The sequence below is a fragment of the Agrobacterium sp. V1 genome, from assembly GCF_030518355.1.
GTDB classification, from domain to species: domain Bacteria; phylum Pseudomonadota; class Alphaproteobacteria; order Rhizobiales; family Rhizobiaceae; genus Agrobacterium; species Agrobacterium cucumeris.
The window spans coordinates 43,477-59,157 of record NZ_JAULSF010000004.1 but is presented as its reverse complement, the minus strand read 5'-3'; the positions used below and the strand labels follow the sequence as shown (position 1 = coordinate 59,157).

General features: G+C 56.8%; 15 protein-coding genes. 8 read left to right on the top strand and 7 right to left on the bottom strand.

The annotated features are described in order from the left end of the window. Positions 1-106: 106 nt before the first annotated feature. Complete coding sequence (locus QSV77_RS25300; protein ID WP_205125165.1) at positions 107-976, bottom strand: MBL fold metallo-hydrolase; 870 nt, start codon at positions 974-976, stop codon at positions 107-109. 25 nt (positions 977-1,001) lie between these two features. Further along, the gene (locus tag QSV77_RS25295) at positions 1,002-1,544 is read right to left on the bottom strand and encodes a cysteine hydrolase family protein (protein ID WP_142845849.1); all 543 of its coding nucleotides are present in this window, start codon (positions 1,542-1,544) and stop codon (positions 1,002-1,004) included. Positions 1,545-1,648: 104 nt separating this feature from the next. Between QSV77_RS25295 and QSV77_RS25290 the strand changes: the two genes are divergently transcribed. Continuing rightward, on the top strand, positions 1,649-2,656 hold the full coding sequence (locus QSV77_RS25290; RefSeq protein WP_142845848.1) for a GlxA family transcriptional regulator: 1,008 nt from the start codon (positions 1,649-1,651) through the stop codon (positions 2,654-2,656). Positions 2,657-2,701: 45 nt separating this feature from the next. On the opposite strand, the gene QSV77_RS25285 is transcribed toward QSV77_RS25290, so the two are convergent. Then, entirely contained in the window at positions 2,702-3,772 is a 1,071-nt protein-coding gene (locus QSV77_RS25285) for a GlxA family transcriptional regulator (protein WP_302735553.1), read from the bottom strand. A gap of 70 nt (positions 3,773-3,842) precedes the next feature. Between QSV77_RS25285 and QSV77_RS25280 the strand changes: the two genes are divergently transcribed. Together QSV77_RS25280 and QSV77_RS25275 are read left to right on the top strand one after the other, a co-directional pair. Further along, positions 3,843-4,556 (top strand): DJ-1/PfpI family protein, encoded by a 714-nt coding sequence (locus QSV77_RS25280; RefSeq protein WP_142845847.1) that lies wholly within the window; start codon positions 3,843-3,845, stop codon positions 4,554-4,556. Between the two features lie 161 nt (positions 4,557-4,717). After that, positions 4,718-5,017 (top strand): monooxygenase, encoded by a 300-nt coding sequence (locus tag QSV77_RS25275; RefSeq protein ID WP_142845846.1) that lies wholly within the window; start codon positions 4,718-4,720, stop codon positions 5,015-5,017. 297 nt (positions 5,018-5,314) lie between these two features. On the opposite strand, the gene hutC is transcribed toward QSV77_RS25275, so the two are convergent. Both hutC and QSV77_RS25265 read right to left on the bottom strand, forming a co-directional pair. Next, on the bottom strand, positions 5,315-6,049 hold the full coding sequence (hutC, locus tag QSV77_RS25270; RefSeq protein WP_142845884.1) for a histidine utilization repressor: 735 nt from the start codon (positions 6,047-6,049) through the stop codon (positions 5,315-5,317). A gap of 106 nt (positions 6,050-6,155) precedes the next feature. After that, a complete protein-coding gene (locus tag QSV77_RS25265) occupies positions 6,156-7,496 on the bottom strand; it encodes a formimidoylglutamate deiminase (RefSeq protein WP_142845845.1) in 1,341 nt (446 codons plus the stop codon). Between the two features lie 97 nt (positions 7,497-7,593). Between QSV77_RS25265 and hutI the strand changes: the two genes are divergently transcribed. The 5 genes from hutI to QSV77_RS25240 all read left to right on the top strand — a co-directional run bounded on the left by hutI (position 7,594) and on the right by QSV77_RS25240 (position 13,553). After that, entirely contained in the window at positions 7,594-8,844 is a 1,251-nt protein-coding gene (hutI, locus tag QSV77_RS25260; protein ID WP_142845883.1) for an imidazolonepropionase, read from the top strand. A 47-nt stretch (positions 8,845-8,891) separates the two neighbouring features. Beyond that, complete coding sequence (hutH, locus tag QSV77_RS25255; RefSeq protein ID WP_142845844.1) at positions 8,892-10,427, top strand: histidine ammonia-lyase; 1,536 nt, start codon at positions 8,892-8,894, stop codon at positions 10,425-10,427. Between the two features lies 1 nt (position 10,428). Further along, positions 10,429-11,247, top strand: coding sequence for an N-formylglutamate deformylase (hutG, locus tag QSV77_RS25250; protein WP_223565031.1), 819 nt, complete (start codon positions 10,429-10,431; stop codon positions 11,245-11,247). Beyond that, positions 11,244-12,917 (top strand): urocanate hydratase, encoded by a 1,674-nt coding sequence (hutU, locus tag QSV77_RS25245; protein WP_142845842.1) that lies wholly within the window; start codon positions 11,244-11,246, stop codon positions 12,915-12,917. The genes hutG and hutU overlap by 4 nt, the downstream gene beginning before the upstream one ends. A 69-nt stretch (positions 12,918-12,986) precedes the next feature. Continuing rightward, a complete protein-coding gene (locus tag QSV77_RS25240) occupies positions 12,987-13,553 on the top strand; it encodes a HutD family protein (protein WP_112403155.1) in 567 nt (188 codons plus the stop codon). A gap of 62 nt (positions 13,554-13,615) precedes the next feature. On the opposite strand, the gene QSV77_RS25235 is transcribed toward QSV77_RS25240, so the two are convergent. Next, positions 13,616-14,332 carry a TetR/AcrR family transcriptional regulator C-terminal domain-containing protein gene (locus QSV77_RS25235; protein ID WP_205125164.1) on the bottom strand — a complete coding sequence of 239 codons (717 nt, stop codon included), beginning with the start codon at positions 14,330-14,332 and terminating at the stop codon, positions 13,616-13,618. 36 nt (positions 14,333-14,368) lie between these two features. Beyond that, a complete protein-coding gene (gene hisC / locus QSV77_RS25230) occupies positions 14,369-15,568 on the bottom strand; it encodes a histidinol-phosphate transaminase (protein ID WP_223565032.1) in 1,200 nt (399 codons plus the stop codon). Positions 15,569-15,681: the final 113 nt, after the last annotated feature.

The window sequence follows — 15,681 nt, the reverse complement described above, 5'->3', positions numbered from 1 at the left end:
CTGTTTCTTGTGTTAATCGGAGAAATAACTGCAAATGTTGAGCGGCAGTCGGGGGAGGCTCAGCGTTGGGCAACGGCCATACTCAGGTGGCCCACGGTATGACACTTCAAACGATAATGGTTTCCCCATCCCCAGGAGTGCGAAGCTTATCGGCGAAACCGTTGGCGCGGGCGAAAGCCCGAAGGTCCGCCCGGCTCACAGTGCAGTGGTTCACCGCTTCCATGTGGCTGGCGATCAGGCGGGTTTCAGGGGCCGCCTTGTGGACCGAAAGCACATCCTGCGTTCCCATGATGATGCCGCCATCGATTCCTAGGACCATCGCATAGCCTGTGTTCAGGATCGCCACATCTGGACGATGCGTTTTCAGAGCTGCCGCTACCCGTTCGTGCCAGATCGTGTCGCCAGCCAGATAGACGGTCTTCAGTTCGGCTTTCTTGAACACGACACCGCACGCCTCACCGAGAAGATTGCCAATCCTGGCGTAGTGGGCCTCGGTCCCGTGACGTCCGCCCGTCTTGACTAGCTGCACTCCATTGAAGTCGGATGTACCCGATAGCACGCGCACATCGGAGAACCCCTGTCCCCGGATGATTGAAGCATCCGCGTCGTTCTGCGCGAAAATCGGCAGTGTTTTCGGAAGAACTTTGCGCGCTTCCTCATCCCAATGGTCTTCGTGCAGATGGGTGACGATCACCGCATCCACGTCGATAATTTCTTCCTTCGTCATAGGAAGATGCACGAGAGGATTGCGCTCCTCGCTGTTCACCGAGCCTTCAAAACCTGGCCAGGAGTGACGATCCGAAAGCATCGGATCGACAAGGAAACGAACGCCGCCATAGACGATATGGAGTGTTGCGTTGCGTATCTGCGTTATTTTCACACTGTCCTGCGGCGCGGCAACCTCTGCGCCCGCCGGCAAGGCGCTGGCGACAAGCGCAGCGCCCGATAGGACAAAAAGCTCTCTGCGTGTAGTCATGGATAGTCTTCTCCGGAAGAGGTTGTTAGTGAGCGAGGAAGGACTCGGTGGAGATCACGTCGCCATAACCAATGGAAAGCGCTGCCATCATTGCTGCATGCACCTGAACTGCTGGAGTCGTGATACCGTCGAAGGTCAGATCAAGCGTGGCGCAGGCGTCGTGAATCGTCGTTGTTTTGTACCCTAGATCGTTGGCCGCACGCACCGTCGCATCAACACACATATGGCTCATCGCGCCGACGACCACGACGTCCTCAACCCCGTGTTCTTGAAGCAGATCGTTCAACACGGTTTCGCGGAAAGAGTTGGGGAAGTGCTTGGTGATGATGGGTTCATCAGTCGCAGGCCGTAGGGCGTCGTTGATCTCGGCCCCTGCGCTGCCGGGTACGAAGTACGGCGCGTCGGACATTTCGTGGCGAATGTTAACGACCAGATCACCTTTCGCGCGGGCATGCGCCAAAGCGCGGGCGGCATTAGTGGCGGCTGCGTCGATGCCATGGAGCGGGAGGTTGCCCGATGGCCAGTATTCATTTTGAAGGTCGACAACGAGAATAGCGCGCTTTGACATGCCAAAAGATCCTTTCAGAGTTATTTATTGCTTGCGTTGAATATCGTTTCCGTTGAGTGTTGCCGCAATTGGCGAAAACGACACAAACAAGGGCAATATCGACAATGGCACCGGTGCAGATAGGGATCCTGCTTTACCCAGGCGCGCAGGTATCGGCGGTGTTGGGGCTGACCGACATGTTCAAGGTCGCCTGCCGGGTTGCTGATAATGCCGATTCCGCTACGCTGCGTCTGCGGGTACGGCATTTACGGATCGAGGACGATGAAGAGCCCGTCGTTGTATTCGACAGCGATACCGATGCAACCGGGGAGGACACAGGCCCTTCCGACGTGCTGATTCTGCCCCCTTCGCTGGAGCCACCAATATCGGCTGAGGCCGCCGCACCGCTTGCACGCTGGCTGCGGACACGTCATGGTGAGGGCTCGGCACTGGCTTCCGTCTGTGCCGGCGCGTTCCTTCTGGCAGAAACCGGGCTTCTCGCTGGGCGAACGATTACGACCCACTGGGCATCTGCCGATGCCTTCCGCAACCGATTCCCCGGGGTGGAACTCGATACAGATCGGCTGATTATTGATAGTGGTGATATCATCTCGGTAGGCGGACTGATGGCGTGGACCGATCTCGGCTTAAAGCTGGTAGAGCGCTTTCTCAGTCCTGTGACGATGGTGCGGACCGCGCGCATGTTGCTGATTGATCCGCCGGGCCGCGAGCAACGCTTTTACAGCCGGTTCGCACCACGGCTGAACCATGGGGACGCTGCCATCGTCAAGGCGCAGCATTTTCTCCAGGCAAAGGAGGGCAAGGAGGCTCGGCTTGCTATCCTGGCCGAACAAGCAGGGCTGGAACAACGCACCTTCCTGCGTCGCTTCCAGAAAGCCACAGGTATGACAGCGACCGACTACGCTCAACGCCTGCGGGTCGCCAAAGCCCAGGAATTATTGCAGTTTCGCGGTTGTCCCGTCGAACGCATCGCCTGGGAAGTCGGCTATGCCGATCCGGGCGCGTTTCGCAAGATCTTCTTTAGGATTATTGGCTTAACGCCCGGGGAATATCGCGAGCGATTTCAGGCCCGGGCAGGTACTCTCGAGGATGGCACTCAATCGCTGCCGTAGAAATTGGGCCGCAAGGTCGGACTTAGCCGCACCAAACGTACGGCTTCAATCGCGCTCTGGTATGCTTTCACTGGCAAGCCAGCCGTTCGCGACAGCTGGTTTACTAAGCCGGAATCGAGCGCGGTACTGGCCTGGGGTGCTTCCAAACCTGGTAGAAAATCGCCTAAGCAAGGTGGCTTCGCTATGAAAGCCGCAGCGCACGGCAATCTCTTTTAGAGGTTGATCCGTATTGCACAAAAGCTCACGTGCCGCTTCTAGACGTAACGCTTCCACAACCTTGCTGGGGGTTTTCTCAGTATGCTTGCGGTAGTGGCGAAGAAAACTTCTCTCGCTCATTTTCATCCTCGCTGCCAACGCCGCCACTGATAAATCTGCATCGAGGTTCGCCGTTATCCAAGCGTGTAGATCAGCAAAATGACCGCTTTCAGACTGCAAATTAAGAGGAGTGCTAAACTGCGATTGATCACCAGGTCTTTTAAGAAACATGACGAGATGGCGTGCAATTTTCAGTGCCAGAGCCTGTCCAAAGTCCTGTTCAATCAGCGCGAGCGCCAAATCTATTCCAGCGGTGACTCCGGCGGATGTCCAAATCCGTCCGTCATTTACAAATATCGGGCCGCGCTCGAGCAACACCGTTGGAAACCGTTTTTCAAAGTCATCATAGGCCGACCAGTGGGTTGTCGCATGTTTTCGGTCCAACATGTTTGCGGTCGCCAAGGCGTAAGCACCAGTGCAAACTGAGGCGACCCTTTCTGCCTGGCCTGCGAACGGAACAAATGTACGTCGAAAACTAATACTATCGCAGAACGACATGATGCCGGGGCCGCCGGGAACAAACAAGGTGTGGGGTATTGGCGTTCGGCCATCGATTTCGGCAACCTGCATGGAGACGCCACCAGCCATATCTACTGGGCCATCAAGCGATACGACAGAAACCTCATATGCGTTTCCCTCTGAGAATTCGTTGGCTGTGCGGAAAACATCGAACGGCCCCGCAAGGTCGAGAAAGCTCATTTGCGAGAATGCCATAAGCTGGATGTGTCTTTTGGCAGCCACAGCTTCCTTTCCTCCTATCCAAATTACCAAGGGGGTATAGCGGTTGGCGCTAATCGTCAAGTAATTGTCATTCCCGCCACCATGAATGGGATCTAAGGTTGAAATACCAATAGCTCATGGAGAAGCGAATATGGAAGCGGTGTTAGGCAGTGGCAAACTAAAGGTGGGAATCCTCATCGAGCCGGGCGTGTTGATGATGGACGTTGTAGGCGCGCAGGCTGTGTTCGGTATGTCACCTGGGGTCGAACTCTACCACGTCGGAAAGACTGAGGAGCCGATCCACGCTTGGGGAGGTTTGACGGTTGTGGCAACAACGACGTATCAGCAATGCCCTCCCTTAGATGTAATTATCATGGGCGCCATGGCACCGCAGGTATTTTCTGACCCCGAAACCAACGCATTCCTCCGTGAGCAAGCTGAGTATGATCCTTACCTTATAGGCATTTGCGCAGGAGCACTGATGCTCGGAGCCGCCGGGTTACTAAAAGGCAGGCGGGCGACAACGAACTTCCAATGTATCGACCGGCTTAATGAATTCGATTGCGATGTTGTCGAAGGTGGATCTGTCGTAGAGGACGGCAAGCTTATCACCGCTGGGCCCGCCACGGGAGGATTCGAAGCTGCTATCGTTGCCCTGTCACGCCTGAAGGGAGAGCACGCGGCCAAGCTTCAAGAACTAAATGTCGAATATCATCCTACACCAGTGTTTGGGGTGGGGACTCCAGAACTTGCGGGACCTGAATTAGCGGAAGAAGTGAAGGCTTTCGGTAAAGACGTCTTTACCGCGTGTGCTGACGGTGCTGCCGCGTCTTATCGCAGTCTCCAAGCTGGTGAGGTGCGCTAGCCGTCGCTTTCGCGCACGTCAATCCCGCTGAAACGCGACGGCAGTATCGATGTCGTCACAGTGGCGATTTTCGTAGTTGCAAGCGGCATCGAGAACTCTATGCAGATACCAGATTTGTAAGACGTCACACCGAAATAACTGTCGAACTGGAAAGGACGCAAATGGCAACGCTTCTTATATTTGAATTCGAATCCAGCGGGCCCTGGGGGCAGGAGATGGCGAATTCGTTTAAGGAGTTGGCTTTCGAAATCGCTAACGAGCCTGGACTAAAATGGAAGGTCTGGACCGAAGCTCCGGACCGAGGCGTCGCGGGCGGCGTATATCTATTTGAGGACGCAAATTACGCTAAAGCGTACTCGGAAAAACACGCTGCCCGCTTGAAGGATTATGGCATCGACAAAATCGGAACTCGCTCTTTTGAAGTGAACGAAGCGCTTTCAAGGACGACTCGCGGGCTTTAGCGGGAACACTCCGTTCCTACTGCAAATCTAGTTCGCTTTGAGCGTTGATTCTGCTCGACACCTATAGTCGTCTAGCCAAGTTAGGTCAGATTTACAATATAAATCCGACATACTGGGCGCTGTTCAATGACTTACGTGGGCTTGGAAATACTCTGTTGATAAAGGTTGCGCCTCTTCTGCTGGGCTCCATTTGACCATCGTCGTACACCATTTGCTCAACTTTCACTGTGGGAAGTGCCGGCCAGGCCAGGAGAATACGCGTCGCAGTTTGCCACTAACTCCTATGCTTGGAGGTTCTCACTTTAACTGAGACGGGGTAAAGTTGGCTATGAGCGCATGCCGTTCACCGGGGTAGATGAACCGCACATGGGTGATATAGTCACCATTGCTCGACGTGCGCCTCTCGATTGTAAGACACGCTGTTCCGATGCCAATCCTCAAAAAACCGGCAATTGTATCGTCAGCAGAAATGGCCCGGATTTTGTGCTCCGCCGCACTCCAGGGAATCCTATTCAGCAGCCATTGGCCAGGCGCTTCTTTTTCAAATGTCTCCACTGCGGCGTCAGGCACGGCCGCGAGGTTTATCAGACGCGTCTCGAGGCAAAATGGCCTATTGCCGGCAAAATGCGTGCAACGAACATCTAGAACAGGCGTCGTCACCTCAAGACCAAGCCGCTGTCGGTCTTCGGACGAGCTACGGCGCCTTGCTCGAGCAGCGAGCTTATAGTGATAGGGTAGCCCCAGGGATTCAACTTCAAGTTTGATGTCGCGAATTTCCAGCGCTGCCAATTGCGCCCGTGGGTGTGTCACATAGCTGCCCGACTTGCGCCGCCTCTCAATCAGCCCGGTTTGCGCCAACTGTGTCAACGCCTTGTTCACTGTCATTCGTGAGCATTTATATTGCTCAGCTAAATCGACTTCGAAGGGAATGCGAAAACCAGGTGGCCATTCGCCGGATAAGATGCGTTGCTCTATATCTTCGAGAATACGCTGGTGCAGCGACAGGCCGCTGGTACCTTCAGCGGGTGGCATATCAACAGCCTGATCAGCGTTCTGAAACTTCACCACATGAGCACCCCTACGAATCGCTTCTGTCTATAGACACTATTCAGCAGCTTCCGTCGGGAAAAAATGAAAGTTATAAGAGAAGCTGATGCATAACGCTGCGGAACCGGGCGGATATTTCGTCCCGCCTGTGGTGCCTACCGCCTTCCACCAATTTGCGACCCGCTACCCACACGCTGTCTGGCTTCGTACCATTGGCAAATAGCCAGGAATCCAGAACCGCGTCGTCGGTGAGATCTCCATCCGGTACGCGCAGGCTGAGGAAATTAGCAGGCTGACCAGCGGCGATGCCGGCGCCGATCGCCAATGCGATAGACCCACCTTCAAGCGCGCCGTCAAAAAGAGCGCGAGCTGTCGACTGGCCAGCCGCAGCCAGCACGTTACGCGAGCGATGCGCTAGGCGTTGAGAATATTCGAGCTGACGCAACTCGTCTGGCAGCCCGATCAGTACGTTAGAATCTGAGCCTACACCAAACTTGCCACCACCTCTGCTGAACCTCACCGCTTCGAATGTGCCATCACCGAGGTTGGCTTCTGTGATCGGGCAGAGGCCGGCAATTGCCTTGCTTTCAGCCATGCGCCGCGTTTCGGCATCAGTCATGTGGGTTGCATGAACCAGGCACCACCGACTGTCCAGATCGGCATGGTCGAGCAGCCACTCGACCGGTCGCGCACCCGACCAGGCAATACAATCCTCAACTTCCTTGACCTGTTCGGCCACGTGGATGTGGATTGGTCCGTCTTTCGTCATGGCGACCACCGCAGCAAGCTCGTGCGGCGTGACCGCTCGCAGACTATGCGGCGCAACGCCTACACGACCATCAGGCAAATCCCTCACCGCGGAACGGCAATCATCCAGAAGGCGCGCAAAGCTGTCGATGGTACTGATAAACCGGCGCTGGCCATCGTTAGGCGCCGCACCGCCGAATGCCGAGTGGGCATAGAACACCGGAAGCAGTGTGAGACCGATCCCCGTATGGGACGCTGCTGCCGCAATCCGCTGAGCCATTTCAGAAATGTCGGCGTAAGGGCGGCCATCAATATCGTGGTGCAGATAATGGAATTCGCCAACACGCGAAAAACCTGCTTCCAGCATTTCCATATAGAGCTGGCTGGCAACGGCTTCGGCATGATCCGGCGTCATCGATAGCGCAAAACGGTACATCACATTGCGCCAGCTCCAGAAGCTGTCAGCACCGGGACCCCGGGTTTCGGCAAGGCCTGCCATGCCGCGCTGAAATGCGTGGCTATGCAGGTTTGGCATGCCCGGCACGAGGATATCATGGCGCTCGTCACCCGGCTGCGCCGCAGTGCTCGCCTCGACGGAAACGATGCGGCCATCCTCAATCTTCAGCCGCACATTCTTCTGCCATCCCGCTGGCGTGAGAGCCGATTTCACATGAATGCTGGTCATGACCCATCCCTTCCTGACTGCTTCTCTTAAAAAAACACTTGCGCTCATTTTCTTTATGTCTATACATAACGGCACGAAAAGGAAAGGCCAGAAAACGATGTCTTCCATAAATTCGGCACCGAACAGCCAGCCATCAAGCGACTGTGATTGCCTGTGGCGAAACGCCCGGCTTGCAACGCTAAACCCTTCTTTGCCGGGGCTTGGCCTCATCGAAAACGGTGTCATTGCCGTTCGGGACGGTTGCATTCTCTATGTCGGCGCTGAAGAATATCTGCCTTTCCCGATTGATAACGCTGCGGAAATTATCGATTGCGGCGGACGCTGGATCACACCTGGTCTGATCGATTGCCACACGCATCTGGTCCATGCCGGGAATCGTGCCAACGAGTTTGAAATGCGCCTTGCCGGTGCCACCTATGAAGAGGTTGCCCGCGCGGGAGGCGGTATCGTCTCTTCCGTCCGCTCACTTCGCGAAGCCAGCGAAGACGAACTGGTAGCGCAGACGCTGCCACGGCTGGATGCACTGATCGCTGAGGGTGTGACCACTGTAGAAGTCAAATCCGGCTATGGGCTTGACCTTGAAAACGAAGCCAAGGCCTTGCGCGCCGCGCGACGATTGAGTGAAGAGCGCGACGTTACCGTTCGCACGTCCTTCCTAGGCGCTCACGCTTTGCCGCCTGAATTCAAGAGCGACAAGGCAGGTTACATCGACAAAGTCATCAACGAGATGATGCCCGCCATAGCGGCGGAAGGCCTGGCCGATGCGGTTGACGGTTTCTGTGAAGGTATTGCTTTTTCGACTGATGAGATGCGGCTGGTGTTTGAGGCTGCAAAAGCCCACGGTCTGCCGGTCAAGCTGCATGCCGACCAGCTTTCCAATCTGCATGGCGCAGCGCTTGCGGCAGAATATGGCGCACTGTCGGCGGATCATCTGGAATATACCGATGAAGCAGGCGCAGAGGCGATGGCAAGGAGCGGTACAGTTGCCGTCATTCTGCCTGGTGCTTTCTATTTCATTCGCGAAACGAAGAAGCCGCCGGTCGATCTGTTCCGCAAGGCGGGCGTTGCCATGGCAATTGCCACAGACAGCAATCCTGGCACCTCACCGCTGACCTCGCTGCTGCTGACCATGAACATGGCGGCGACCCTGTTCGGCATGACGGTGAACGAATGTATTGCCGGCGTGACACGGGAAGCGGCGCGTGCATTGGGTCTGGTCGATGAAGTGGGGACGCTGGAGGCCGGAAAACGGGCCGACTTCGCCATCTGGAATATCGGGCGACCGGCAGAACTCGTCTACCGCATGGGCTTTAACCCGCTGCATGCGCGCATACGCAACGGACACTGAATTTGAGGCACACGGTCTAGATCCCGTGTATTGGTGAGGACTTCAAAATGACGCTAATTCTTCAGCCGGGCTCTGTCCCGCTTTCGACCCTTGAAACAATTTACTGGACCGGAGATCCGGCCCGGCTTGATCCCTCGTTCGACAAGGGCATCGAAAAGGCCGCGGCCCGTATCGCCGAGATCGCCGCCGGAAACGCGCCCGTCTATGGCATCAATACCGGCTTCGGTAAACTGGCGAGCATCAAGATTGACGCCGCCGATGTGGCCATCCTTCAGCGTAACCTTATCCTCTCGCACTGCTGTGGCGTGGGCCAGCCGCTTGCCGAGAACATCGTTCGCCTGATCATGGCGCTGAAGCTTGTTTCGCTCGGTCGTGGCGCATCGGGCACGCGGCTCGAACTCATCCGGCTGATTGAAAGCATGCTCGAAAAGGGTGTCATACCGGTTATCCCTGAAAAAGGTTCCGTTGGTGCTTCGGGAGACCTCGCGCCACTGGCCCATATGGCAGCGGTGATGATGGGCGAAGGTGAAGCCTTCTTCAACGGCGAACAGCTTGACGGACGTACAGCCCTTGAACGCGCTGGCCTGAAGCCGGTCGTGCTGGCAGCCAAGGAAGGACTCGCACTGATCAACGGTACGCAGGTCTCCACAGCTCTCGCATTGGCTGGCCTGTTCCGCGCTCATCGTGCTGCACAATCGGCGCTTGTTACCGGTGCGCTTTCAACGGATGCCGCCATGGGTTCTTCGGCGCCGTTCCATCCTGATATTCACACTCTGCGCGGCCATAAGGGTCAGATCGATGCGGCATCGGCGCTCCGCGGCCTGCTCAAGGGATCGGTAATCCGCGATAGCCATATCGAAGGCGACGAGCGGGTTCAGGACCCTTATTGCATCCGCTGCCAGCCGCAGGTTGACGGCGCATGCCTCGATCTCCTGCGCTCTGTGGCCCGTACACTCGAAATCGAAGCCAATGCGGTGACAGACAATCCGCTGGTTCTGTCCGATAACTCGGTGGTCTCGGGCGGCAACTTCCACGCCGAGCCTGTGGCTTTTGCGGCCGACCAGATCGCGCTCGCCATCTGCGAAATCGGTGCCATCGCGCAGCGGCGCATCGCGTTGCTGGTCGATCCGGCTCTTTCTTACGGCCTGCCGGCATTCCTTGCCAAAACACCAGGTCTCAACTCTGGCCTGATGATCGCAGAAGTGACATCTGCGGCGCTGATGTCGGAAAACAAGCAGATGTCGCATCCTGCCTCGGTTGACTCGACCCCGACTTCGGCCAACCAGGAAGACCACGTCTCCATGGCCTGCCACGGTGCACGTCGCCTCTTGCAGATGACCGACAACCTGTTTGCGATTATCGGCATCGAGGCGCTGACCGCCGCCCAGGGCATAGATTTCCGCAGCCCCCTCACCACAAGCCCGGAACTGTCCAATGCCATCGCAGCGATCCGCAAGGTCGTTCCGACACTGGACGTCGACCGCTACATGGCAACCGACCTCAAGGCGGCGAGCGAGCTTGTTGCGACCGGTGCTCTGAACGCTGCGGTTTCCGGCGGTATTCTTCCGGTTCTGGAGGCGTGAGGTGAGCGTCTTTGAAGTCAGACAGGGTAGCTCCCCCGTTATTCTTGGCTTTCCCCACACCGGCACGGATGTTCCGCCCGCGATATGGGAGCGGCTGAACGACAACGGACGGGTTCTCGCCGACACCGACTGGCATATCCATCATCTCTACGACGGCCTGTCGCCGGATGTGACGACGGTGCGCGCCACCTTCCATCGCTATGTCATCGATGCCAATCGTGACCCGGCAGGGAACAGTCTTTATCCCGGTCAGAATACCACCGGGCTTGTTCCTGATACGGATTTCGATGGCCTGGCAATCTGGAAGGATGGCGAGGAGCCGACCGAAACGGACATCGCATCCCGCCTGGCCGGGTTCCATGCGCCTTATCACGCAGCACTTGCTGCCGAGATCGAGCGGGTGAAGGCAATCCACGGCGTTGCGGTGCTCTATGATTGCCATTCGATCCGGTCGGGCATCCCGTTCCTGTTCGAAGGCACATTGCCCGATTTCAACATTGGCACAGATTCGGGCAAAACCTGCGACCTCACAATTCAGGATGCAACTATCGATGTCGTTTCGAATGCACAGGGATATACCAGCATTCTGAACGGCCGCTTCAAGGGCGGCTGGACGACGCGGCATTATGGTCAGCCCGAAACCAGAGTTCATGCAATCCAGATGGAACTGGCGCAAGCCACCCATCTGATCACTGAGACACCGCCCTTCGCGTACGACGAAAGCAAGGCGGAACAGCTTCGCATTCACCTCAAAGACATTCTCACGCGCATCGAAACAGCAGCGCTGACATTGGCAAATACGAAAAAGGGAACAAAATGACCAATCCTCGTCACAATATCCGCGACGTCCGCGCCGCTCGCGGGACAGAACTGACCGCAAAATCCTGGATGACCGAAGCACCGCTTCGGATGCTGATGAACAATCTCGATCCGGAGGTCGCAGAAAACCCGCATGAGCTGGTGGTCTACGGCGGCATTGGCCGCGCTGCCCGCACATGGGCGGATTTCGACAAGATCGTCGAAACGCTGCGCGACCTCAACGAAGACGAAACCTTGATGGTGCAGTCCGGCAAGCCTGTCGGCGTGTTCCGCACCCACAAGGATGCACCACGCGTGCTGATCGCCAATTCCAACCTCGTGCCACACTGGGCAACCTGGGACCATTTCAACGAACTGGATAAGAAGGGTCTGGCAATGTATGGCCAGATGACCGCCGGCTCGTGGATCTATATCGGCAGCCAGGGCATCGTGCAGGGCACCTACGAAACCTTCGTCGAGGCCGGCCGCCAGCATTATAACGGCGACCTCAAGGGCAAATGGGTGGTGACCGGTGGCCTCGGCGGAATGGGAGGCGCACAGCCACTCGCAGCCGTCATGGCTGGGGCTTCATGCCTTGCCATCGAGTGCAACCCGGATTCGATCGATTTCCGTCTGCGCACCCGCTACATCGACGAAAAGGCCGAAACGCTCGATGAAGCGCTGGCGATGATCGACCGCTGGACTAAGGCTGGTGAAGCCAAATCCGTTGGTCTGCTGGGCAATGCTGCAGAAATCCTTCCCGAAATGGTTCGCCGTGGTATTCGCCCCGATATGGTCACCGACCAGACCTCGGCGCACGACCCGATCAACGGCTACCTGCCAAAGGGCTGGACAATGGCCGAGTGGAAAGAAAAGCGCGTAAGCGATCCGAAAGCTGTCGAAAAGGCTGCCCGCGCCTCGATGCGCGAACATGTCGAGGCGATGATCGCCTTCCAGGACATGGGCATCCCCACCTTCGATTATGGCAACAACATCCGCCAAGTCGCCAAGGAAGAAGGTCTCGAAAACGCCTTTGCATTCCCTGGCTTCGTGCCAGCCTATATCCGTCCGCTGTTTTGCCGTGGCATCGGTCCATTCCGCTGGGCGGCGCTGTCTGGCGATCCGGAAGATATCCGCAAGACAGATGCCAAGGTGAAGGAACTGACACCGGGCAACAAGCATCTTCACAACTGGCTTGACATGGCTGCGGAACGCATTGCGTTTCAGGGTCTTCCGGCACGCATTTGCTGGGTCGGTCTCGGCGATCGTCACCGCCTCGGCCTGGCCTTCAACGAAATGGTCAGGAGTGGTGAGCTCTCTGCTCCGGTCGTCATCGGTCGTGACCATCTCGATAGCGGGTCTGTCGCCTCGCCGAACCGCGAAACCGAGGCGATGAAGGACGGCTCTGATGCCGTGTCCGACTGGCCATTGCTAAATGCGCTACTCAACACAGCATCCGGCGCAACATGGGTTTCGTTGCATCACGGCGGCGGTGTCGGCATGGGCTTCAGTCAGCATTCCGGTGTTGTCATCTGCGCCGATGGCACGGATGATGCAGCGCGCCGTCTCGACCGCGTTCTCTGGAACGACCCAGCAACCGGCGTCATGCGCCATGCCGATGCGGGCTATGATATCGCGCTCGATTGCGCGAAGGAAAAGGGCCTGCGTCTGCCGGGCATTCTCGGTAAGTAAACAAAAACCCGGGCTTCGAGCTATGGTTTGAAGCCCGGCCGACCGTGTCAAAACATTTGGGCCGCTACCATGAAGATACTGCGCAACAATGACCATCGACGCATGCCATGGAAGAATGGTGGCGGTGAGACAACAGAGATCGCAGTTTTTCCACCGGATGCCGATCTGTCTGAATTTGGCTGGCGCGTCAGCATGGCAACGGTCGCAAGCGACGGGCCTTTCTCTGTATTTTCCGGGATAGATCGCACCCTGTCGATCCTTGAAGGCGAGGGGATGGAACTCGATATTGCCGGGCGCCAGCCTGTCGTGTTAACCCGGGCATCGGAGCCACTGGCCTTTCCCGCCGATGCTGCAACATCCGCTCGCCTTGTAGCGGGCACCATCACCGATCTCAACATCATGACCCGGCGCGGACAATGGACGCATAAGGTGGAGCGGCGGACATTCGAGGGCCAGCATGATCTTTATGCCGATGGTGGTGTCACGCTGCTTCTCGTTCTCGGCCATCTGCGGATCGACCATGGAGGTCATGCAGAGGAACTTGGCGCGCTCGATTGTGCCATACTGGATGGCACCATGACGATCACCTCCGATATGCCGGTGGATTCCTTCCTGATCCGCATCACCCCGGTCTGAGCGCGAGAAGCCAGAGCCTGCCTGGTTCTTTATGAACCTCACAGACTCCGGATGCGTGGCCGCTATTCCCGGTTATTCATGACTTGTGCCTCAAGCCCCAGAATGAGGGTTTCGAGCAAAAAGTCATATCCATCATCGAGAGGGGCGGCTTCGCCATTTTGCCAGCGCATGACGAATGCCCGGTTGTACATCTGCGGCAGGTGCTGCGTAACAAGCGGAAATTCCTTCCGGTCGAGGTCTTCCAGCCCCTTGTCAAAGGCTGTAACCCACTCCGAGCCCGGAACTGCGCTGTCTGCGGCGAGCTCGATGGTGACGTAACCTTCAAGCGCGCCGACTATAGCGTTGAACGCGTTGATCAGACCCTGTCCGTCAAAACCTGCTTTGGTCAGTGCGTGCAGGATGACCTCAACCCACGGAGCGTTTGGTGCTCCATTGGAGCGGATATGCGGTCCCAATAGAGGTGCTGCCCGTGGGTGCTCATGAATGCGCGCGCGAAAGCGCCTGAACAGTATCCTGATCGTTTCACGCCAGTCGTCCGAAATTTCGTCCGGCATGACCAGAGTTGCGATAAGTGAGCCGGAAATTTCAGCGAAAAGATCCGCCTTCGCGCCACCGACATGCCAATATAGAGCGGTTGGATAAACTTGCAGGCGGCGCGCCAGCGCACGGACGGAGAAGCCCGTTAGGCCCTCATCATCGATGAGGGCGATGGCCTCCTCCACTATCCGCTCCCGGGTGAGCCCGATGGCCGCAGCGCGACCAAGGGGACGTTTTTTCAAGATAGGATCCTTCTTCGACACTGTCATCCGTTGTAACTATGTAAGTGTGAGGAGCAGTTCGAGTTCCTGAGCAAATCTGTCATTGTCTTTTGCCGTCCCAATACTGACTCTCAGGAAGTTGGTGTAATTCGCCTCCATCCAGGGTTTGACGATGATTCCCTTCTGAAGCAAGGCTTTCGCCACGGTTGCGGCGTCTTTTTCTAGATCGAGAAACAGGAAATTGGTCTGGGATGGAACGACGCGAACGCCCATTTTACGCAAGCGTTCTGTGAGAATGACCCTATCGGCCTTGATTCTTGCTGTGACATTTTGCATCCACTCTTCATCCTGCAAGGCAGCAGTCGCCGCCGCCTGTGCAACGGAGTTGACGTTAAATGGCGTGAGTGTCGAGCGCATGGCGCGGGCAATGCCGGCATCCGAGGCAACACCATACCCCACACGCAGACCGGCCAGACCATAGGCCTTGGAGAAGGTGCGCAGCACGACCCAGGAAAGGCCCGTGCGGTTTTGCAGCACCTTCAGACCATCGGGATAGTCGGAATCGATGAGTTCGAAGTAAGCCTCGTCCAGAACGAAAAGGGTTCCGGGCAACGTTGCGTCTAGAAGTCGTTCAAGTTCTGGCAGTGCAAGGGCTACACCGACAGGATTGGAGGGAGAAGAGATAAAGACGATCTTCGGTCGCCGGGCAAGCTGCTCTTCCAGAGCGTCGATATTGAATTCAAGCTTATCCGTCATAGGCACTTTTACGACCCGTGCACCCGCTGCCATCGGCTCTATCTCATGAAGCCCGAAGCTGGGGGATACGGTCAGGACGACATCACCCTTTTGCAGATAGGCGCGGCAGAGGGCTGCGATCAGTTCCTCGGACCCGTTGCCGCAGGTGATCCGCTCAATACCGACGCCCAGCTTATCTGACAGGGCATGGCGCAATGTCGATGCGGCTGAATCACTGTAGCGGGAAGGGTCTATGCCACTAAGCGCTGCCGTGACGGCAGGTGAAACACCGTATGGATTCTCATTGCTTGCAAGTGCTGCAACATCCTGCCGCCCGCTGACCCGCCTGGCGACAGATGCCGTTATTCCGGCATTGTATGCAGGAAGTGCCGCGACTTCCGGGCGGGACTTGAGGGCATTTTCCTCGATTAGTGACATGTCTGGACCTTCCACAAGATGACGTTCCGGTTGTTCATTCCGATGCACTCCCATGCCAAGCAGGAGTTTTGCCTGCCACAACATCTGGTTTCGCCATTCAAGCGGTCGCCCCTGCCGGGTACCGAGGAAAATTGCGAAGTCAGAAATACATCATTGACAGAATAATAGGTATATACATAATATCAATTGGCCAGTGA

Bases quoted from the DNA above. Each gene is read 5' to 3' on its own strand.
- QSV77_RS25300 (WP_205125165.1), bottom strand. From the start codon at position 976: ATGACTACACGCAGAGAGCTTTTTGTCCTATCGGGCGCTGCGCTTGTC.
- QSV77_RS25295 (WP_142845849.1), bottom strand. From the start codon at position 1,544: ATGTCAAAGCGCGCTATTCTCGTTGTCGACCTTCAAAATGAATACTGG.
- QSV77_RS25290 (WP_142845848.1), top strand. From the start codon at position 1,649: ATGGCACCGGTGCAGATAGGGATCCTGCTTTACCCAGGCGCGCAGGTA.
- QSV77_RS25280 (WP_142845847.1), top strand. From the start codon at position 3,843: ATGGAAGCGGTGTTAGGCAGTGGCAAACTAAAGGTGGGAATCCTCATC.
- QSV77_RS25275 (WP_142845846.1), top strand. From the start codon at position 4,718: ATGGCAACGCTTCTTATATTTGAATTCGAATCCAGCGGGCCCTGGGGG.
- hutC (WP_142845884.1), bottom strand. From the start codon at position 6,049: ATGCCACCCGCTGAAGGTACCAGCGGCCTGTCGCTGCACCAGCGTATT.
- QSV77_RS25265 (WP_142845845.1), bottom strand. From the start codon at position 7,496: ATGACCAGCATTCATGTGAAATCGGCTCTCACGCCAGCGGGATGGCAG.
- hutI (WP_142845883.1), top strand. From the start codon at position 7,594: ATGTCTTCCATAAATTCGGCACCGAACAGCCAGCCATCAAGCGACTGT.
- hutH (WP_142845844.1), top strand. From the start codon at position 8,892: ATGACGCTAATTCTTCAGCCGGGCTCTGTCCCGCTTTCGACCCTTGAA.
- hutU (WP_142845842.1), top strand. From the start codon at position 11,244: ATGACCAATCCTCGTCACAATATCCGCGACGTCCGCGCCGCTCGCGGG.
- QSV77_RS25240 (WP_112403155.1), top strand. From the start codon at position 12,987: ATGAAGATACTGCGCAACAATGACCATCGACGCATGCCATGGAAGAAT.
- hisC (WP_223565032.1), bottom strand. From the start codon at position 15,568: ATGTTGTGGCAGGCAAAACTCCTGCTTGGCATGGGAGTGCATCGGAAT.